We start from the raw sequence: 17,782 nt of genomic DNA, 5'->3' as shown, positions 1-17,782 counted from the left end.
GACCGAAGGTTTGGGGCTGCTCAGGTCCTGGCCGCTCCCTTCTGGCGCTGGCGCTGCCCTGCCCTGATCACGCGGCTTATCACGGACGGTCCCATCACTGGTCCGCGCAGTCGCGCCCGGTAAAGGCCTCGCGCAGGTCCAGGTGGCCCAGAGTCTCGATGTTCTTGCCGTCGAGCAGGAAGGTGACGTCCTGCCCCTTAAGGTCAAGCAGGGTGCGGGTCATGCTGCACAGCAGCATGCGCTCGCCGCTGGTGCCATACCGCAGCTTGCCGTAAGAAGCCGGCATGTCCACGTAATAGTGACCACTGCGCAGGTAAACCTTCGGCGCTGCTGTTCCCTTTGGGACCAGTCCCAGGAGGTCACGGTCGTTTGGCCCACCGGCCCAGACATTCAGTGCCGCCTGCGCCAGCGTTCCGGCGTCCTGCTGGGTGACCTGCACCGTGCGGGTTTCGGTCTTCAGGGCCTGAACCTGTGGGTCGGTGAAGTACACCTTGACTTTTACAGCGGTGCGCTGGGCAAGTTCGAGCTTGGGGGCCTCAGGAGTATCGGGAGTCCGCTGCACTGCCTGCAGCGCCAGAACCGAAGCGCCCAGCAGAACCAGCGTTACCACGTTAAATAAAGAAAACAGGCGTTTCACCGCTCCACCCCCTGGGCGCCAAGACTGGCGTTGTTGTTGGCCCGGGCCGTCAGGTAGGTGGCAACGGACCGTGCCAGGGCGTTAGCCATGGCCTGCAGGCGCCGGTCGACTGCCAGCCTGGCCAGGTCCTCAGCACTGCTGGCCCAGCCGAGCTCCATCAGCAGCGCCGCCTGCGGTGCCTCGCGCAGGGTCAGGACGCGTGAGGTGGTGTCCTGCTTGGCCATTACCCCACCGCCCTTCAGCTCACCCCGCAACAGTTCGCCCAGCTTGCGGGTTCCGCCTGAGTTGCCGGCCACGAGGGCTCCGTAAGGGGGCGCATTGCCGGCGCGAATGGCATTGACAATCTGCGCGCTGGACTCACCGGACTGCTCATAGACCGTGACTCCACTGCGCTTGGCACCCGGCAGTCGGCCCAGATCCAGTGCAAGGAAGACGTCGCTCTGACGTGCCAGTTGCAGCTTGGTGCCCAGATTCATGGCGCTAGCCGAGTCACGCGTCACACGCACCTGCCACCCGGCGCCGCTCAGCAGTTCAGCGGCCCGGCGGGCAACCTCCAGCGTCACGTCGCGGCCCACACCTTCCACCCGCATGGGATCAATGACAATCAGCGGACGGGTCACGTGCTGCAGCAGAACAGGACTGGTGCGCTCGATGCCCGGTCCGGCATCAACCACGACCCGCACGCTGCCCGGACGCACCACCTTGAACACCCGCACGCCACTTGCGGCAGTCAGGGGAAAGCTCAGGACCAGATTGTCCTTCTCGCGGGTCACCTCAGCGCGGGGCACGAATGCGCCCCGGGTGGTGTATTTGCGCGGCTCACCCTTCAGCCCCCGCAGGGTTACCACCACTTTGGCCCCGCGCTGCTCATCTATCACTTCCACGTCGCGGCTCAAATCCAACACCAGACGGTCCGCGTCCTTGCCCGCCCGGCTGCTGACTCCCTGAAGGGTCGGGGCAGCCACACGGAATTTCCCGGTTTCGTAGGTGGCGCCCAAGCCGCGCGCAAGGGTATCGAGGGGGAGGTAGACGTTGCCATTGATCAGGGTGGCCGTCCGGGCCCGAACGCGACGGGTATCGAGCTGCACCGTATTGAAGTCGGTTGTGGCGCGCTGCTGGTCCTCGTCAATGGGCAGCAGCAGGGTATGCCCCAGCCCGGTCACGCGCAACAGGGCGCCGTCCCGCGACACATTCAGCAGAGCGCTGAGGGTTTCCTGGCTGGCGTATTCAGCACCGTACAGGTTGACACTCTGCACCTGCTTGCCTGCCAGTGTCAGTTTGCTCAGGGCAATCTGGGCTTCAGCAAGGCCAGCACCCAGCAGGCCAATCCCCAGTACAGCCGCCGGCAACAACGGCCACAGTGCCATACGGGCGCGCCGGATCACAGCTCCCTCAGCTCGCGCCGCACCGTTTTTTCGGCGTCTGCGCGGCGCTTGTCATGCAGCTTCTTGCCGCGGGCCAGAGCGAGCTCCACCTTGAAGTACTGACCTTTCTGGTAAAGCCGGGTTGGCACCAGGGTCAGGCCCTTCTGCTCCAAGCCTTTTTTAAGTTTCAGGATTTCCATGCGGTTCAGAAGCAGGCGCCGGGTGCGCCGGGGCTCGTGGTTGTTGTAGGTTGCTTCCTTGTACGCCGGTATGTAAAGGCCTTCGAGGTCGACATTGCCACCATGAAGCCGGGCGAAGGCGTCGCGAAAATCCACGCCACCCGCACGAATGCTCTTGACCTCGCTGCCTGTCAGGCTGATGCCCGCCTCGAAGCGCTCCAACAACTCGTACTCGTAATGAGCGCGGCGGTTCGTGTACACGCGCGGCATTCTACAGCATGGTGCGCCGGACTTTTCCGCAGAGCGGGCAGCGGATACGGGCACAGCACGACATGAACGCGCCTCCGCAGGAAAGACTGCGGAGGCGCACACTACAGACCGGCTATTTTCGGGGCGGTCGGCTGGGGCGAACCTCAATCCGGCTGGGGAGGGTCCGCTCAGGCATATTCAGCAGGTCTACCGTGAGCTGCGCAATGTCTTCTGGCTGGATTTTCCAGGCATCGGCCTCGCTGGGCGTATGACCACCGAAATACGTTGACACACTCCCTGGCATAATCTGCGTCACCTTGATGCCGCGGTCACGCAGGTCCAGGTTCAGCACTTCCGACAGGCCGTTCAGGCCAAATTTGCTGGCATTGTAGGCACCGCCTCCGGGAAACGGATTCTTGCCGGCCAGGCTGGAAAGCGTAAAGATATATCCGCCCCGCTTGGACAGAGCCTCGATCCCCGCCTTGACAGTGTAGAAAGCACCACTCAGGTTGGTTTCAATCATGGTGTCCCAGTCCTCAATGCTCAGCTCGGCCACGTTCGCGAAGTGGCCCACGCCCGCATTGACAAACAGCACGTCCAGACCACCGAAAGCCTGCACATGATCGTCCACTGCCTGCTGGAGGGACGCGGCGTCACGCACGTCGCAGGCTACCCCACGCGCCTGAGCGCCTTCCTGTTCATTGACAAGCCCGCCGGCCGCTGCTTCTACCTCATCCTGGTGACGGCTGGTGATGGTCACGGCGTAGCCCTCCCGGACCAGCGCCCGCGCCACCGCCAGACCAATGCCTTTGCTTGCGCCGGTAATAAATGCACTTCTGCCAGATGATGTCTGCGTCATGTGGGCACGCTAACATGCTCCCTCTCCGGGTGACATTGAGGCACTCCCAAGACAATACGGAAATGGGAGCAGGCTGTATAAACCTGCTCCCATTCGTACGGTCAGGACTCAAGGCAGGCGCTGGGCCAGCCGGTCAAATATGAAATTGGCTGCGTCGGCCTGATGCTGCCACAGCGTCAGCAGCGAGTGCTGCTCGTTCATGACCACCTTGGACCCTTCTGGAAGTGCGAAGGTCATCCGCGCCGTCAGCTTGGCCCAGGGCATCAGGGACCCGGGAGCCACCAGTTCCGGGCTGACCCGAATCGCGTCTGCGGCCTTGAGATCAGTCGTAATGGTCGCCTTGGGATAACGGCGCTTGATGGCGTCGCCGGAGTCTTTGCGCATGGCTTTCAGAACTCCCTCCCGCTGGTCACCACTGATCAGGTTAGGATTGCCCTTGATTTCCGGATCCAGAATCAGGTAGGTCGCATTTCCGAGGCGCTGAGCATTCCAGCTGGCCGGATTGCTCCCTTGGGCGGAGGCGCCGAGCGCAGCCCCAAGTATCACAGCGCCCGTGATGTATTTCGTCCGTTTGGTCATGGGGTCCAGTTCACCACATGATTGCTGATGCCTCGTGAAGCGTAGGTGAACCGCGTCAGTCTGGTGCCACAAGGTGCTCAGATAGGGAGGAACAGCCCGGTGGCAGGTTAGATTCAGAGCATGCATGAATTGCTGAACGTCATGCGGCGCCTGCGTGCTCCCGACGGCTGTCCGTGGGACCGCGAACAGACCCACGAGTCGCTGCGTCCCTACCTGCTTGAAGAAGCGGCCGAGGCTGTAGATGCCATCAGCAGCGGCAAGCTCGAAGAATTGCCCGGCGAACTGGGCGACGTATTGCTTCAGGTCGCCTTTCACAGCGTCGTGGCGCAGGAAGCCGGCACCTTTACCTATGACGATGTCGAGTCCGCCATTGTGGCCAAGCTGATCCGGCGCCACCCGCATGTCTTCGGAGACACAGTGGTCAGCGGCAGTGATCAGGTGGTCAGCAACTGGCAGGCCATCAAGGCCGCCGAGCAGGAGGGCAAGCCCCGGCGTGCGGCTGAGCGGGTCCCTGCTGCGCTGGGCGCCCTGGCCCGGGAGGCCCAGGCTCAGAAGCTGGCAAGGGTGCAGGGTGACCGCCAGAGTGTGCTGCGAGCTCTTCAGGAAGCCCCGGATTCCGAAGAAGGGGTCGCTCACGTGCTGTCGGCTGTGGTCGCCTGGGCCCGTTCTGCCGGGATAGATCCGGAAGTGGCACTGCGCTCCCACACCCATCAGACTCTCGAACAGTTGCCGGATGAGGCCTCACATGGCCAGCAGTGATCCGCTGGACGACGCGCTGGCCGATCCCTGGGCCTTGTGGCTGGGCGAGCGTGCGCGGCAGGCCCTGCATCTTCCGGACTTCCGCCGCGCTGCGGTTCTGGTTGGTCTGACCCGTGAAGCTGATCCGCGTGTGCTGCTGACCGTGCGGTCGACTGATCTGCCGACCCACAAAGGTCAGATCAGCTTTCCCGGGGGCAGTCTGGAGTCGGGTGAAGGGCCCGTCCAGGGAGCCCTGCGCGAAGCCTGGGAGGAAGTAGGCCTGGACCCGGATCGCGTACAGGTGCTGGGAGAGCTTGATGACGTCTTTACGCCGGTGGGTTTCCATGTGACACCGGTTCTGGCACGTATTGATCCGCAGCCGTCGCTCACCAAGTCCGGCGAGGTGGCGCAGGTGCTGATGCCCAGTCTGGCTGCCTTGCGTGCCGCGCCCTATACCAAAGAGTGGCGGTCGCTGCCAGATGGCACACAGGTTCCGGTCTACCACTACCCCTGGCAGGGCCATAACATCTGGGGCATGACAGCGCGGGTGCTCCACGACCTGGTGACCCAGGGCCCGGTCTCCCTGACAACATAAAAAGCCCCCACCGCGCGGGTGGGGGCTTTACTGGTCAGCCTAAGCGTAACTCTGTCGCTGCTTCAGCGGGTCGGGGTGATGGTGATCTGAGCGTTGCGGGTCACGTCATAGGTGCTGGAGAAGGTACGGTACCCGGGAGCCATGACCACGACTTCATGGGCGCCGCGACTCACACGGATGTTCAGCCCACCGTTTCGGATAACCCCAACCTGCTCACCGTCAACAAACACACGTGCGCCGTTCACGGGGCTGCGAATGCTCAGGGTGTACTGGGTGGCCACGGGAGCGGGGGCCGGAGCCGCCTGGGCAAACTCGACGTTCAGGTTGGTGGTGGTACCGCCACGGATCGTCAGCGTGGTGGTGAAGTCACGGTAACCACTGGCCTGGACCCGAACAGGGTAGGTGCCAGCACGCAGGTTGCTGTACGTGACGTTGGCGCCGCCGAGGCGCTGACCGTTGAGAATAACGGTGGCATTGTTCACGTTGGTACCGACAAACAGACTGCCCGTGGCCACCGGCGTACGGTCTGCGACCGTATAGAACGCGGTGTCGCTGACCCAGCTCTTCTGGGGCAGGGGGTTGACCACGATACTCAGCGCCTGAGCCAGGCCAGCCTGCGTCTTGGCGTTCACGGTGGCGAACTGATCCTGGGTGCTCTTGAAGCTGCTGATCTGGTTCAGGTCAAGCTCGCTGGTGCTGGCCAGCGCCAGTACCTTGTTCTGCCCGATGGGTCCAGCAATCGTGAAGTTGAAGTTGTCATCGGGAGCCGGGAACACCTTCGTCGTTCCGGCTTTCACGAAGTTGGTTTCGCTCAGGCGGTTGGGCAGGATCTGGTCCACGCTACCGTCAGGGTTGACGTTAAACAGGTACACATAGGCGTCACGGTTAACGGAAGTGCTGATGGTGATTTTCTCGCCAATGCGGTAAGCGGGGTTCTGGCTTCCGGTGGTGTCCTTGTCGACCCGTACGCTGACACTCAGGTCAGGCTGGCTGGGGTTGACGATAATGCTCTGGGCGCTGATCTTAGGGGCAGCCGCAGCGGTACTCAGCAGCATGGCTGCCGGAATCATCAGAAATTTCTTCATGTGGACCTCCTACCAAAGGGTAGGCGCAGCAACTTGACGGGCAATGAGCCCTCCAGTCCACAAGGTTAATGGTGCTTCAGACCACGGTCAGGTAGGTGGCCAGGACTGCTCTCTACGGAGAGAACCAAGAGGGCTGGGGGGCGGCGCAGAAGTTCAACCTTTCTCCGGCCCTGGCTACAGATCAGACTTTCTCTTGTCGTTCTGGGCCTCGTTCACTCAGGGGACCGTGGAATTCAGCGCGAAGCAGCTGAAGACATCCTCAATCATGTCAGAGCGCTTGATTCATTGAGGCACGTCGGCCCAGAGAAGGAGCCCTGCCCTTGCCCTGTCAACGGATAATCCGTGCCGGCTCGATGTTTGCAGCCCGGCGGGCGGGAATCAGCGCAGCCAGCAGGGTCGTCACAAGTCCTACAGCGTTGACTGCTACCAGGTCGCTCCACCGCACTTCCACCGGAAGCGAGGTGATGAAGTAAAGATCTCCCGGCAACTGAAAGGGCCTCACAGTGAAATAGGTGGTGATCCCCAGCCCGAGCAGATTGCCAACCAAGAGTCCACCGACTCCCAAAGCCAGACCCTCCAGCAGGAAAAGTTGCGTGATGAGTCCCCGGGTAGCACCAATAGCACGCAGAATGGCGATTTCCTGGGTCTTCTCGAATACCACCAGAGTCAGAACATTGGCAATGCCGAAGGCGGCGACAATGACGATCAGAAACACCACGAAGCCAATGACCTTTTTCTGAAGCGCCAGCTGTTCCAGAAGCGTCCCGTACAGACTCTGCCAGGGCAGCGGAGCATAGGCCCGGGCCCGGGACAGATCGTCGCCCAGAGCCACAGCCTGCTGTGGATCGTGTAGCCGTACCTGATAACCGGTGATATTCCGGGTTTTCTGCAGCTCCTGCAAGGTTTTCAGATTGGTAAAGGCATAGGCGCTGTCAATCAGGTAGTTGCCGGTGGTGAATACGCCTTTGACCTTCAGCACCGTCCGGCGTTGAGTGCTGCCCAGCAGCCGCACCTCATCACCGGTAAAGGCACTGACATTCCGGGCAAGCGCACTGCCCAGCAGAACCTCCCCGTCTTTCAGTGTGGCCAACAGAACGTTTCCCGGCGCCGGCAGACGAAGAACCCGGGCGCCGGTCGAAGGAACGCCAAACAGAGTGGCAAAGTCCACGCCTGCACGGCGACCCGGGCTCGCAGGCGTTGTCAGCAAACCTTTGTCAGCCAGAAACGGGGTAAATGCCTGTACGCGCCCATCATCCCGCATGGCCCTTTCGAGTTCAGCGTCCCGCCCGCTCGGGGTAAACGCACTCATGCTGAGATGTGGGCTGGCACGCAACGTCGCGTCGACCAGAGCCGCCGTGAAACCGTTGGTCAGGCTAAGCGCGGCGATCAGCGCCATAACTCCGACAGCAATCCCCAGGATAGTCAGGACATTCTGGGTGCGCCGACGGCGCAGATGGGCCCGGGCCAGGGTCCATGCCAGAGCCATGGAAGAGGTGGGGCGCGCGGGTACCGTCATGCGAAGCGGAGGATAGCAGAACGATTCCTCCAGCTCTTCTGCCCCGTGTTTCCACGGCGGTCCTGAGCAGCAAGGGCTGGAAAAGTGCCAGGGCGTGATGTGTCCTGCCGGTGCACAGTCTCCAGCACGATACGGGAGGCACTCCACGAGGAATTCAGACAACAAAGCAGGCACCCTGATGAAAGGGTGCCCTACCTGGTCAGACGGTTAGAAAATCAGCGTACTGCGGTGATACGAAGCTGGCGCGCGCCGAAGTTGATGGCCTCAGTGCGGGTACCCATCCAGATATCCAGGCTGTTTCTTTTGCGGGCGGCCATGGTGTCTTCGACAACAAAGACACGTCCTTTGAAGTTATAGCGGCCACTCAGGTCTTCGATCGTGATCCTGCTGCCGTAGGGAAACTGGCGTAACAGGTCACGGCTGAGGGCCACGACTCCAGGACGCACGCGGGTGCCCGTGGCAGTAATGAACGGAGTGCTGTCGGTCTGATTCGGCAGGCTGTTGTAGGCGGTGGCCCGAACAATAGCAGTGCGGCCGGTGCTGCGCGCCGCAGCAATTGGAGTCTCGGTGACCGCCGCAGAAGTGGAACGGGTGGCCTGAGCAACAGCTTCGGCACGTTTCTGAGCGGCATTGGAGGCAGCCTGCTGGGAAACTACCGGAGCAGGTGCGGCGGCACTCAGTGCATCACGCACGGCATTGGTCGCCAGACTGGTATTGGGAAGGGCGGGGGTTGCAGCAGCGAGGCCAGTCAGGCTCAGCACAAGCGCTTGCAGCCAGTTGAGAATTCGGGTCATAAGGTCTCCTGTCAGAGTGGGCCGAGCCACACCCTGGGGATTAAGTGAGAGGGGAATCAAGAGGTGCGAAACTATGAAGTTTCGCTCTTCGTCCTGAGTGAGACTAAGGAGGCAGGATGGCAACTTGATAAGAAAAACGCCTTTATGAACTCATCATAAAGGCGTTATATTTTTAGACCAGGTAAAGAATTAGAATCTTCCCACCATGCAGAGCGCATCCCTTTTTATGAGACAAGTTCTAATTCACTCACTAACGTTCTCATGATCTTTTCCGAAAAGCCAACCTGGAAGTGGTCAAAACTAGGATCCGTCAACGCGAGTTCGGGTTGAATTGTATTCACATACACAAATAAAACCTAAGGGCCCTGAGATGGACATTTATGATCCCGCCGTAATATCTCGAACCCGGATTTGAGCTCATATTTTACTCACTTGCTTCCGGCGCTATTGCTGGAGCGCTGCCCCAGCGGGACAGAATGTCGGCTGCAATGTTCTGATAGATCGGGGCCGCCAGCTGTGATCCTTGAAAGCGCACCTTGGCTCCGTGCACCATGACGGCGACAGTGACTCGAGGAGCGTCCGCAGGGAAGAAACCTGCAAATGTGCTGTTGTACACACTGTTGGAGTAACGGTTGCCGACCACAACCTGCGCTGTACCTGTTTTCCCAGCCAGGGCATATCCCCGAATCCCAGCCTGGGTCGGAATGCCATCCTCAATAACAAACTGCAGCATGTTGCGGGTTGTGCGGGCAACTTCGGGACGCAGTACCTCGTGGCGTTCCACACCTCCAGCACCCTCCACCAGCCGGGGCGACACGTACAGTCCATCATTTGCCAGGGCATTGTAGGCAGCCGCCATCTGAAGAGTCGTACTGCTCATCCCCTGTCCGAAGGCGTTCGTGGCGCGTACGAGGTCTCCCCAGTTGCGCAGCGGCTGCAGCCGGCCTGTCGCGGTCATCACGGTGGGAAGACTGACGTCGCGCCCGAAGCCAAATTGCGTCAGGTAATCACGCAGTTCTGCCGACGGAAAGTTCTCTACGATATGAGACATACCAACGTTACTGCTGTATCGCAGTATCTGCTGAGTGGTGAGGCGCAGCGGGTGCGCCACGACGTCTCCGATGGTGCTTCCCCAGCGGCCGCCGATATAGCGCCGCATCGGGGTCTCGTATTCGGTGTTCGGCGTGGTCAGACCTTCGTTCATGGCCGCGGCCACCACCAGACCTTTGATGGTTGAGCCCGGCTCGAAAACGTCCAGAAAGGGCCGGTTACGGCGGTCGTCCTGGCTGAAGTCCCGCCAGCGGTTGGGGTCGAACGAGGGGTAGCTGGCCGCAGCCAGAATGCGCCCGGTCCGGGTTTCCATGACCACCACCGAGCCATATTCGGCCTGGTGACGCGGAACGGCAGCGCTCAGTGCCGCTTCGGCAGAGGCCTGGATCCGGGTGTCCAGCGTCAGCCGCACGTCAGTGCCTGACTCAAGGACCCGGTTGTAGGCGAATTCCAGGCCCTCCAGACCCTCGGTGGCTCCCATCATGCCGACGATCTGACCCGCAAGCTTCCCCTGGGGATAGACCCGCTTGCCGTCCACACTGCTGCGTGCCAGCACTTTGCCGTCTGCCGTGGTGATGGTTCCGCGCAACTGCACCACCTTGCGCTTGACCCCCTGCGGCACCCCCCATTCCAGCTGGGCATAGGCCCACACCAGTGTCATGAAGATCAGGAGAGCAATGACCTGCATGATGCGCGAACGGTTTCGGATCTTTACTTCCATTGCGTTCTTACCTCCACGGTGCGCTTCGGAGCTGCAACTCGGGCTGCGGTGCTGGGGGCAGGAGGCAAGTCCTGCATGGTTTTGGGAGCCTGGGCAAACCGCTGCATGCCGTTAGCAAACGCCCAATCACGGACCAACTGCGGATTTTCCAGAATCTGAATGCGCAATTGCAGGTCGTCGCGCTGGCTGATCAGCGCAGCTTCGCGCTGTTGAGCAGTGATCAGGCCGGGGCGGATCTGCTGTGTTCCCATCCTGAGGCCGACCAGAGCGACTGCCAGAGCCAGATAAATCAGCACATAGCGCACTGCGCGTCCACGCCAGGTCACGAAGCTGAGGTCCACATCCGTCCACCAGCCGCCAGCCGGGGGACGGGCCATCATGAGGCCTCCTGAACCACGACGCGCTCTGCGGCGCGCAACTTGGCACTTCGGGACCGGGGATTGATTGCCTGTTCCTCGTCGGAGGCTACTACCGGCCGCTTGGTCAAAGGCTGAAGTACCTCGCTGCCCAGCAGGAAGCGTTTGACGATGCGGTCCTCGAGCGAATGGAAGCTGATGACCGCCAGACGGCCTCCCGGGCGCAGCAGGGTTTCAGCTGCCTGAAGCCCGTCACGCAGCGCGCCCAGTTCGTCGTTGACATGAATCCTGAGGGCCTGAAAGGTGCGCCGCGCCGGGTGGATGCCCTTGGAGAAGCCGGGGTAGGCCCGCTTCACGATCTCGGCGAGCTGCACGGTGGTCTCGATGGGCGCCTTCTGACGCGCCTGCCCAATGGCCCGGGCAATGCGGCGCGACAGGCGGTCTTCTCCATATTCGTAGATGATGGCGGCGAGATCCTCTTCTTCGTAGGTGTTCACGACGTCGGCGGCCGATTCTCCACTCTGGCTCATGCGCATGTCGAGAGGGGCTTCGGTGTGATAGGAAAACCCGCGACCAGCATCGTCAAGCTGAAAGCTGCTGACACCGATGTCGAGCAGGATGCCGTCCACCTGCGACACGCCTGCCTGCTCCAGCAGGGAGACCATATCGCGGTAGTTGCCCTGCAGCACGGTGAGATTCGGCAGTCCGGCCTCACGGGCACGGTCCAGAGCAAATGGGTCCTGGTCAATGCCGTACACGTGAGCACCGGCTTCCAGAAGCAGCCGCGTGTGCCCCGCGCCGCCAAGTGTGCCGTCAACAATTGTTTTTCCGGGGGTGGGGGCCAGAGCCTCCAGCACCTCGGCCGAGAGAACAGAGGTATGGATCAGGGATTCCGCGGTTGTTGTGTCTTCAGGTAGGGTCATAGTTATTACGCCACAAAGTTGGCGAGAAGGTCAGGTTTGGGAGGCGTGTGCTGCACTGCGTTGATGGCTTCTTCCCAGCGCCCCGGGTTCCACAGTTCAAGGCGACCGGGAGCCCCCGCCACGATCACGTCACCGTCCAGGCCTGCGAAGGTTCGGAGAGTCTGCGGTACTGAGACCCGGCTCTGGTTGTCCAGCCGGGCCTTGTTGGCCCCGGAGTAAAAAAAGCGCACGAACGCCCGAGATTCGGCGTCCGTGAGAGGAAGACCTTCGAGTTGTTCTTCAACGCGTCGCCAGCTGGCCAGCGGAAATACGTACAAACAGCCCTCCATTCCGCGCGTGAGAATCATTCCGTCCTCGACGAATTCTCTGAAGGGCGGTGGCATGACCACGCGTCCTTTGTCGTCGATGGTGTACGGGTACTCTCCGAACGGCACTGGGCTCCTTTCCCACGCGGTCCCACCAGAGCAGAGCAGGGGCCGTCAGGGCAAAGCAACCTGAAACATGCATGAGCAAAGACTTCAGGCTGCCAAAAGGAGTGTAACAAGCCTTACCACCATTTACCACTGGCTCCCACTTTTTCCCCCAAATTCTCCGGTCATCTCCTGCCTTTCCCACTCAGGGGTGGTTCTGCTGCTGGGCAACCGGACAGGAATTCGGGACAGAAGCACGCAGAAACGCCGCCCCTGACATCAAATTACCATTTCCGTACAGCGGGCCAGAGGATGGGCAGACGCGTGGGACAATTCCCCACCCGAGTCTCCCCTACCCTGCCCCTGATGCTTCCTCTGACACTTCTGCAAGCCGGCGTCCTTATGGCCGCCCTGGGTATAGCGCTGGGTGCATTCGGGGCCCATGGCCTGAAATCGCGGCTGGACCCACAGATGCTGGCTACATTTGAAATCGGCGTGCGGTACCACATGTACTCAGCCCTGGCTGTGATTGCGCTGGCACCACATGTCCAGCACACCCGGGGGCTGGTGCTGCTGCTTATAGGCCTGCTGATCTTCAGCGGCTCCCTGTACATCCTGGCGCTGACCGGGATGCGGTGGCTGGGCGCCGTCACCCCACTGGGGGGCCTCCTGTTGATTGCGGGACTCGTGATGTGCGCCCTGGACCTTCGCCGCTAAAAGTTGCTCACGTTCGACAGCGTGTGACAAAGAAGTTACCCCGGCCATGGCCGGGGTACTTTTCGGAGCGGGGGAACTGTAAGCCGGGTTCTGTCCACCGCCCCGGGGGGCGGCTGCACGGTCATCTCTCTGGGACAGCTGTTGCCAGCTGCCTCAAGCAACCATCCTGGCGGTCAACGGGCGGGCCACCCTCGCGCACTGTCGGGTCTTGCACCAGATGGGGTTTACCAGCGCCGCCTGTCTCCAGGCAGCCTGGTGCGCTCTTACCGCACCGTTTCACCCTGACCATGCCCGTGCGCGCCGGTGCACCCGTGGACATGGCGGTCTGGTTTCTGTGGCACTATCCTTCGGCTTCGCCGCCACCCGCATGCTGAAATCGGCGCACATGCAGGCGCTTGACTCACCGACCAGCCGTTAGCTGGCATCCTGCCCTGCGGTGCCCGGACTTTCCTCACCTGAACTCACGCTCAAGCGCGACCGAGCATTCCCCCGCAAAGAAACAGTATACCAGACCTGGCGCGGACCTATCCCCAGCGTTGCTGCGCGTGCTCCCAGGAGCGCTGCCAGCTGGCGCGCGGGATGCTTGCCGGGTTGACCAGCTCATCCAGGTCCTTGCGGGTCAGTTCGCGGTACTCGCCCACTTCCATATCTCCCAGCCACAGGCCACCGACGCGGTAACGCAGCAACCGGCTGACCGGATGCCCGACGGCCTCCAGCATCCGGCGCACCTGACGGTTGCGGCCCTCGCCCAGCACCACGAAGGCGCCACCATACGCCGGGCTGGCACTCACTGCCCTGGCAGGGCCATCTTCGAGTTCCACGCCGCTGACCAGGGTATCAAGCTCCCCCTGGGTCGGGTCATGAGGTCCCTCGGTCCAGGCCCGGTAAGCCTTTTCATGGCCGTAACGAGGGTGCGTCATGGTCAGGGTCAGCTGGCCGTCGGTGGTCAGCAGCAGCAGGCCCTCGGAATCCCTGTCCAGCCGGCCTACTGGATGCAGGCCAGGAATCTCGGGCATGGCGTCAAGCACGTTGCGGCGTCCATACTCGTCGCGCGCGGTGGTGACATATCCACGCGGTTTGTATAGCGCGTAGGTCACAGCCGGCACCGCTGTGGAGTCCACCAGGCTGCCGTCGACCCGCACGTCATCAGCGTCCGTAACGGTCTGTCCCAGGTGGGCGACCACGCCGTTGACCGTGACCCGGCCAGCAGTGATCATCTCTTCGGCCGCACGGCGAGAGGCAATTCCGGCGCGCGCCAGACGCTTCTGAAGACGCTCGCCGCTCACAGACGGCTCCGGCGTGAAGGCAGGGAAAGCAGTGTGACAACCGCCAGCAGAGTCAGCAGCGCGCACAGGGCCAGCAGGGCCGTTCGGACTGATGGCGGCATCTGCTCGCCCTGGCGGATGACCGCCGGAAGCAGGGTGGCCACGCTCAGCAGATTTCCAGCCACCAGGGCGCCGACCTTGAGGCCGTCAGGTGCCGCGCTGGCCGCCAGCAGAAAGGCACCCCACACAAACACCAGACCGCCGGAGGCGCGTGCCAGCCAGAGCGGGGAGACCCCGACCAGAGACGCCACTGTCGGTGGCAGAAAGTAGAGAAACAACCCCAACGGCACAAAAATCAGGGCGGTGAACCAGAAGGCGGCACGTAACACGCCCGCCAGTGTATGACGCCTGCTCCCGTTCCGGGCTGTGACTCCGCCAATGCTACGCTCCGTCCATGCCTGTACTTGCTGTGGACAAGCCGCTGAACCTCACGTCGCACGACGTGGTGAACCGCGCACGCCGCGCGCGCGGAACCCGGCGGGTAGGACACACCGGCACTCTGGACCCCCTGGCGACCGGCGTTCTGGTGCTGTGTGTGGATGACAGCACCAAGGTTGTGCAGTTCATGGAGCACGACAGCAAGGACTACCTTGCGTGGGTCAGCCTGGGTGCCGGCACACCGACTCTGGACGCTGAGGGTCCGGTGGACGCTACAGCGCCGGTTCCCCCACTCGATGAGGACCACATCCGAGGGATGCTGACCACGTTCTGCGGCCCGCAGCAGCAGATTCCTCCCCAGTACAGCGCCATTCAGCTGGGCGGGCAGCGCGCCTACGCTGTGGCGCGTGCTGGGGGCACACTCGAGTTGCCTGCACGGAACATCGTGATTCATTCGCTGGACCTGCTTAGGGTTTACCCCAGTGTGCAGGCAGCACCGCGCATGTTTTCCGCAACTCCTGAAGGCTGGTCGCCAGATCCACAGGGCCAGGCCTTTTCTCTGCCAGAGCCGCTGGGTGAGTTCCCCACGCTCCTGCTGCGGGCCAGCGTCGGCAGTGGCACCTATCTGCGCTCGCTGGCCCGTGATCTGGGCGCTGCCCTGGGCGTCCCCGCCCACCTGGCCGGACTGGTCCGCACCCGGGTCGGCCGGTACGACCTGAGCGGCGCGGTGTCACTTGAGGACCTGGCCGAAGCGCCGGGCATTCCCGATCTGGAAGCGCTGGACTTTCCCCGGATCCAGGCCAGCGAACGGCTGGCCCTGGAACTTCGGCAGGGAAAACGCCCCCGGCACACGGCGCAGGGGCGGCACGTCGTGACCCTGGAAGGTCAGCTGGTGGCAGTCGTGGACGGAGACGGAGAGCAGCTGAAGGTCGTGCGCGCCTGGGCCTGATCAGGGGGCTGCGTACCCGGCAGGGCTGTCGAGTTGAACGGCGCCTATGCCCTCCAGGGCCCCGGCAAGCTGCACCAGCAGTTCGTCTTTCAGTGCCGGAGCAATGAACTGAACGCCTACTGGCAGTCTCACACCGCCCTCGGCCAGGTCAAATCCGGCTGGAATACTGATGGCAGGCAACCCGGCGAGATTCACCGCCACCGTGTCCACGTCAGCGGCGTACATGGCCAGCGGATCACTGGTCTTTTCGCCGCGCCGGAAGGCCGGGAATGGGCTGGTGGGTGTGACCAGCACATCATATTCCTGAAAGGCACGGCTGAATTCCTGCGCGATCAGTCGCCGGACCTTCATCGCCTTGCTGTAGTAGGCGTCGTAATACCCGCTGGAGAGCGCATACGTTCCGATCATGATCCGGCGCTGTACCTCCCGGCCAAATCCGTGTTCGCGCGTCAGGGTCATGACTTCGCTCACGTCGCTGCCCGGAGCACGCTGACCATAGACCATGCCGTCGTAGCGGGCCAAGTTGCTGCTCGCCTCGGGCATGGCAATCAGGTAGTACGCAGCAATGGCGTGACTCAGGTCCGGAATGCTGACTTCACCGGTTGTGGCACCTCCTGCGCGCAGGGCTTCCAGGGTAGTGTTCAACGCAGCGTCAACAGCAGAGGTGTTCCCCCCGAGGCTCTCGCGGATCACGCCCACGCGCAGCCCCTTGAGGTCCTCGGGGGCTCCGGCCTGGAACCGGGCCGGAGCCTCCAGGCTGGTGGCGTCCCGGGGGTCATGCCCCGCCACGACATTCATCAGCAGCGCGAGGTCTGCAGCGCTGCGGGCAAACGGCCCGATCTGATCCAGGCTACTGGCATACGCGACCAGCCCGTAACGCGACACCCGGCCATAGGTGGGCTTAAGTCCGTACACGCCCGTCAGGGCCGCAGGCTGCCGGACGCTACCGCCGGTATCACTTCCCAGGCTGACCGGGGTGAGGTTGGCCGCAACCGCCACGGCGCTGCCGCCGCTGCTGCCGCCGGGAACACGCGACAGGTCCCAAGGATTGAGCGTAGGACCCGAAGCGCTGCTCTCGGTGCTGGAGCCCATGGCGAACTCGTCCATGTTGGCCTTGCCCACGATGACCGCCCCAGCGTCGATCAGGCGCTGCGCAGCGGTTGCCGTGTATGGACTGACATAGGTGGCCAGGATGCGGCTGCCGCAGGTGGTGCGCGTGCCGGACACATTAATGTTGTCCTTCACGATCACCGGTACCCCGGCGAGCGGCAGGGCTTCCCCACCCGCCAGTCGCCGGCTGACTTCAGCAGCCTGGGCGCCGGCCTGCTCGTTCAGGCTGACCAGTGCGTTGAGGGTGCTGGCAGCCTCAGCGCGGGCAACAGCCTGATCCAGCAGGGCCTGAGGGGTGGTTTCGCCGGCCGTGACGGCGCGGGCAAGGGCAGTGGCGGTGAACTGGACGGACATACCGCCGTCCAGTCTAACGGGGCACCTGTGCATGGATCTGCTGCCGGGTAGACCGGGGCGCACCAGCACCGCGCAACACCCGTGTCTTCAGACTGGCTGCACCAGCACGCTGTCTCCACCCTGAATGCCGGTCTGAAGTAACAGCTCAGGGGGAATCAGAAGTTGGCGGCCAAGGTCCGGCGCGGAGCACACGGCCAGCGTATGAACCATGCCACACCCGGTCTTGACGGCCACGCGCGCTGGAGGCCGTTGAAGCGCTTCGTGCCAGCGCCGGCAGATCACCTCGTCGACCAGCACCATGCCCTGAACCTGACGGGTCATGACCACGGTGAGCCGCGCCAGCCGCGAACGCGTTGGTACCAGCAGCCCCATCCGGATCAGGGTCAGAATCAGGCGTACGGCAGCCGGGCTGACAGCCAGTTCACCGACCGGGTGCTGCGCGTCAATCTGCCTCAGAATGTGCTGTTCCTCATCCGACCACTTCAGAACGTTTACCCTTGGCGGTTCAGTGATCCGGCCAGGCCCGCTGAACGGCAGTTCTGAAACCGGAATGTCATGCAGCAGGGCCTCAATGACCACCTCATCCAGCGTGGCGTTCAGTTCAAGCGGCGTGGGCAGCCGGGCGCCAGGCAGAAAACTGGAATGTCCATGGGGATCAAGCAGGAGCTGCCTCAGGGCCACACTGCCGCTCAGGGGCCCGAACCGCAGGGCCTGAACGCGCCCGTCTTCCATCCACATGGTGAACCGACCATCGTTATGGACCACCTGCAACGCCCCGGTGCGCCGCTGTCCCGCGAGCAGATATAACAGCTCCAGCACATCGAATGCCTCGAGGCTGATGGTGGTATTGACCATGGTCCGGTTCTCCTTCGTGGCCGTAGGTGCTTTATCGTG

20 protein-coding genes and 1 other RNA gene are annotated in these 17,782 nt (G+C 62.5%); 4 read left to right on the top strand and 17 right to left on the bottom strand.

Annotation, left to right across the window (positions count from 1 at the left end):
- Positions 1 to 94 precede the first annotated feature (94 nt).
- The 5 genes from DEIDE_RS05070 to DEIDE_RS05050 form a co-directional block, all read right to left on the bottom strand.
- Entirely contained in the window at positions 95 to 637 is a 543-nt protein-coding gene (locus tag DEIDE_RS05070) for a GerMN domain-containing protein (RefSeq protein WP_012692877.1), read from the bottom strand.
- On the bottom strand, positions 634 to 2,004 hold the full coding sequence (locus DEIDE_RS05065) for an N-acetylmuramoyl-L-alanine amidase (protein ID WP_012692876.1): 1,371 nt from the start codon (positions 2,002 to 2,004) through the stop codon (positions 634 to 636). The genes DEIDE_RS05070 and DEIDE_RS05065 overlap by 4 nt, the downstream gene beginning before the upstream one ends.
- A gap of 14 nt (positions 2,005 to 2,018) precedes the next feature.
- Entirely contained in the window at positions 2,019 to 2,450 is a 432-nt protein-coding gene (gene smpB / locus DEIDE_RS05060) for an SsrA-binding protein SmpB (protein WP_012692875.1), read from the bottom strand.
- A gap of 112 nt (positions 2,451 to 2,562) precedes the next feature.
- Entirely contained in the window at positions 2,563 to 3,288 is a 726-nt protein-coding gene (locus tag DEIDE_RS05055) for an SDR family oxidoreductase (protein ID WP_012692874.1), read from the bottom strand.
- 108 nt (positions 3,289 to 3,396) lie between these two features.
- On the bottom strand, positions 3,397 to 3,867 hold the full coding sequence (locus tag DEIDE_RS05050; protein WP_012692873.1) for a hypothetical protein: 471 nt from the start codon (positions 3,865 to 3,867) through the stop codon (positions 3,397 to 3,399).
- Positions 3,868 to 3,987: 120 nt separating this feature from the next.
- Here DEIDE_RS05050 and DEIDE_RS05045 point away from each other — a divergent pair, with 120 nt between their 5' ends.
- Positions 3,988 to 4,626, top strand: a complete 639-nt coding sequence (locus DEIDE_RS05045; protein WP_012692872.1) for a MazG family protein — start codon at positions 3,988 to 3,990, stop codon at positions 4,624 to 4,626.
- Positions 4,613 to 5,200, top strand: a complete 588-nt coding sequence (locus DEIDE_RS05040) for an NUDIX hydrolase (RefSeq protein WP_012692871.1) — start codon at positions 4,613 to 4,615, stop codon at positions 5,198 to 5,200. Before DEIDE_RS05045 ends, DEIDE_RS05040 begins: the two co-directional genes overlap by 14 nt.
- 62 nt (positions 5,201 to 5,262) lie before the next feature.
- Here DEIDE_RS05040 and DEIDE_RS05035 read toward each other — a convergent pair whose 3' ends face one another.
- The 7 genes from DEIDE_RS05035 to mraZ form a co-directional block, all read right to left on the bottom strand.
- Positions 5,263 to 6,285, bottom strand: coding sequence for a DUF4384 domain-containing protein (locus tag DEIDE_RS05035; RefSeq protein WP_012692870.1), 1,023 nt, complete (start codon positions 6,283 to 6,285; stop codon positions 5,263 to 5,265).
- Positions 6,286 to 6,613: 328 nt separating this feature from the next.
- Positions 6,614 to 7,801: an ABC transporter permease gene (locus tag DEIDE_RS05030; RefSeq protein ID WP_012692869.1), complete on the bottom strand. Its 1,188-nt coding sequence runs from the start codon at positions 7,799 to 7,801 to the stop codon at positions 6,614 to 6,616.
- Positions 7,802 to 8,016: 215 nt separating this feature from the next.
- A complete protein-coding gene (locus DEIDE_RS05025; protein ID WP_012692868.1) occupies positions 8,017 to 8,595 on the bottom strand; it encodes an RlpA-like double-psi beta-barrel domain-containing protein in 579 nt (192 codons plus the stop codon).
- Positions 8,596 to 9,019: 424 nt separating this feature from the next.
- Positions 9,020 to 10,366 (bottom strand): peptidoglycan D,D-transpeptidase FtsI family protein, encoded by a 1,347-nt coding sequence (locus DEIDE_RS05020; protein WP_012692867.1) that lies wholly within the window; start codon positions 10,364 to 10,366, stop codon positions 9,020 to 9,022.
- A complete protein-coding gene (locus DEIDE_RS05015) occupies positions 10,357 to 10,746 on the bottom strand; it encodes a hypothetical protein (protein ID WP_012692866.1) in 390 nt (129 codons plus the stop codon). Before DEIDE_RS05015 ends, DEIDE_RS05020 begins: the two co-directional genes overlap by 10 nt.
- Positions 10,743 to 11,645 (bottom strand): 16S rRNA (cytosine(1402)-N(4))-methyltransferase RsmH, encoded by a 903-nt coding sequence (gene rsmH, locus DEIDE_RS05010; protein ID WP_012692865.1) that lies wholly within the window; start codon positions 11,643 to 11,645, stop codon positions 10,743 to 10,745. Before rsmH ends, DEIDE_RS05015 begins: the two co-directional genes overlap by 4 nt.
- Before the next feature lie 5 nt (positions 11,646 to 11,650).
- Positions 11,651 to 12,079: a division/cell wall cluster transcriptional repressor MraZ gene (mraZ, locus tag DEIDE_RS05005; RefSeq protein WP_012692864.1), complete on the bottom strand. Its 429-nt coding sequence runs from the start codon at positions 12,077 to 12,079 to the stop codon at positions 11,651 to 11,653.
- A 342-nt stretch (positions 12,080 to 12,421) separates the two neighbouring features.
- On the opposite strand from mraZ, the gene DEIDE_RS05000 reads away from it, so the two are divergent.
- Positions 12,422 to 12,772: a DUF423 domain-containing protein gene (locus DEIDE_RS05000; protein ID WP_012692863.1), complete on the top strand. Its 351-nt coding sequence runs from the start codon at positions 12,422 to 12,424 to the stop codon at positions 12,770 to 12,772.
- Positions 12,773 to 12,835: 63 nt separating this feature from the next.
- On the opposite strand, the gene rnpB is transcribed toward DEIDE_RS05000, so the two are convergent.
- From rnpB to DEIDE_RS04990, 3 genes are all read right to left on the bottom strand, one after another.
- Positions 12,836 to 13,265: RNase P RNA component class A (gene rnpB / locus DEIDE_RS18105), an RNA gene on the bottom strand.
- 31 nt (positions 13,266 to 13,296) lie between these two features.
- Complete coding sequence (locus tag DEIDE_RS04995; RefSeq protein WP_012692862.1) at positions 13,297 to 14,058, bottom strand: pseudouridine synthase; 762 nt, start codon at positions 14,056 to 14,058, stop codon at positions 13,297 to 13,299.
- The gene (locus DEIDE_RS04990; protein WP_012692861.1) at positions 14,055 to 14,426 is read right to left on the bottom strand and encodes a hypothetical protein; all 372 of its coding nucleotides are present in this window, start codon (positions 14,424 to 14,426) and stop codon (positions 14,055 to 14,057) included. The genes DEIDE_RS04995 and DEIDE_RS04990 overlap by 4 nt, the downstream gene beginning before the upstream one ends.
- Positions 14,427 to 14,491: 65 nt before the next feature.
- On the opposite strand from DEIDE_RS04990, the gene truB reads away from it, so the two are divergent.
- Entirely contained in the window at positions 14,492 to 15,424 is a 933-nt protein-coding gene (gene truB, locus DEIDE_RS04985) for a tRNA pseudouridine(55) synthase TruB (protein WP_012692860.1), read from the top strand.
- Here the strand turns inward: truB and gatA are convergent, their stop codons facing one another.
- Together gatA and DEIDE_RS04975 are read right to left on the bottom strand one after the other, a co-directional pair.
- Entirely contained in the window at positions 15,425 to 16,888 is a 1,464-nt protein-coding gene (gene gatA / locus DEIDE_RS04980; RefSeq protein ID WP_012692859.1) for an Asp-tRNA(Asn)/Glu-tRNA(Gln) amidotransferase subunit GatA, read from the bottom strand. It abuts the gene before it with no gap.
- Between the two features lie 87 nt (positions 16,889 to 16,975).
- Positions 16,976 to 17,743 (bottom strand): DUF4388 domain-containing protein, encoded by a 768-nt coding sequence (locus DEIDE_RS04975; RefSeq protein WP_012692858.1) that lies wholly within the window; start codon positions 17,741 to 17,743, stop codon positions 16,976 to 16,978.
- Between the last annotated feature and the right edge of the window lie 39 nt (positions 17,744 to 17,782).

Source organism: Deinococcus deserti VCD115, assembly GCF_000020685.1.
Classification (GTDB): domain Bacteria; phylum Deinococcota; class Deinococci; order Deinococcales; family Deinococcaceae; genus Deinococcus; species Deinococcus deserti.
This window is presented reverse-complemented; position numbering and strand designations above follow the sequence as displayed.

Excerpts from the sequence above, each read along its gene's own strand:
- DEIDE_RS05065 (WP_012692876.1), bottom strand. The coding sequence starts at position 2,004 with ATGGCACTGTGGCCGTTGTTGCCGGCGGCTGTACTGGGGATTGGCCTG.
- smpB (WP_012692875.1), bottom strand. The coding sequence starts at position 2,450 with ATGCCGCGCGTGTACACGAACCGCCGCGCTCATTACGAGTACGAGTTG.
- DEIDE_RS05055 (WP_012692874.1), bottom strand. The coding sequence starts at position 3,288 with ATGACGCAGACATCATCTGGCAGAAGTGCATTTATTACCGGCGCAAGC.
- DEIDE_RS05050 (WP_012692873.1), bottom strand. The coding sequence starts at position 3,867 with ATGACCAAACGGACGAAATACATCACGGGCGCTGTGATACTTGGGGCT.
- DEIDE_RS05045 (WP_012692872.1), top strand. The coding sequence starts at position 3,988 with ATGCATGAATTGCTGAACGTCATGCGGCGCCTGCGTGCTCCCGACGGC.
- DEIDE_RS05040 (WP_012692871.1), top strand. The coding sequence starts at position 4,613 with ATGGCCAGCAGTGATCCGCTGGACGACGCGCTGGCCGATCCCTGGGCC.
- DEIDE_RS05035 (WP_012692870.1), bottom strand. The coding sequence starts at position 6,285 with ATGAAGAAATTTCTGATGATTCCGGCAGCCATGCTGCTGAGTACCGCT.
- DEIDE_RS05030 (WP_012692869.1), bottom strand. The coding sequence starts at position 7,801 with ATGACGGTACCCGCGCGCCCCACCTCTTCCATGGCTCTGGCATGGACC.
- DEIDE_RS05025 (WP_012692868.1), bottom strand. The coding sequence starts at position 8,595 with ATGACCCGAATTCTCAACTGGCTGCAAGCGCTTGTGCTGAGCCTGACT.
- DEIDE_RS05020 (WP_012692867.1), bottom strand. The coding sequence starts at position 10,366 with ATGGAAGTAAAGATCCGAAACCGTTCGCGCATCATGCAGGTCATTGCT.
- DEIDE_RS05015 (WP_012692866.1), bottom strand. The coding sequence starts at position 10,746 with ATGATGGCCCGTCCCCCGGCTGGCGGCTGGTGGACGGATGTGGACCTC.
- rsmH (WP_012692865.1), bottom strand. The coding sequence starts at position 11,645 with ATGACCCTACCTGAAGACACAACAACCGCGGAATCCCTGATCCATACC.
- DEIDE_RS05000 (WP_012692863.1), top strand. The coding sequence starts at position 12,422 with ATGCTTCCTCTGACACTTCTGCAAGCCGGCGTCCTTATGGCCGCCCTG.
- truB (WP_012692860.1), top strand. The coding sequence starts at position 14,492 with ATGCCTGTACTTGCTGTGGACAAGCCGCTGAACCTCACGTCGCACGAC.
- gatA (WP_012692859.1), bottom strand. The coding sequence starts at position 16,888 with ATGTCCGTCCAGTTCACCGCCACTGCCCTTGCCCGCGCCGTCACGGCC.
- DEIDE_RS04975 (WP_012692858.1), bottom strand. The coding sequence starts at position 17,743 with ATGGTCAATACCACCATCAGCCTCGAGGCATTCGATGTGCTGGAGCTG.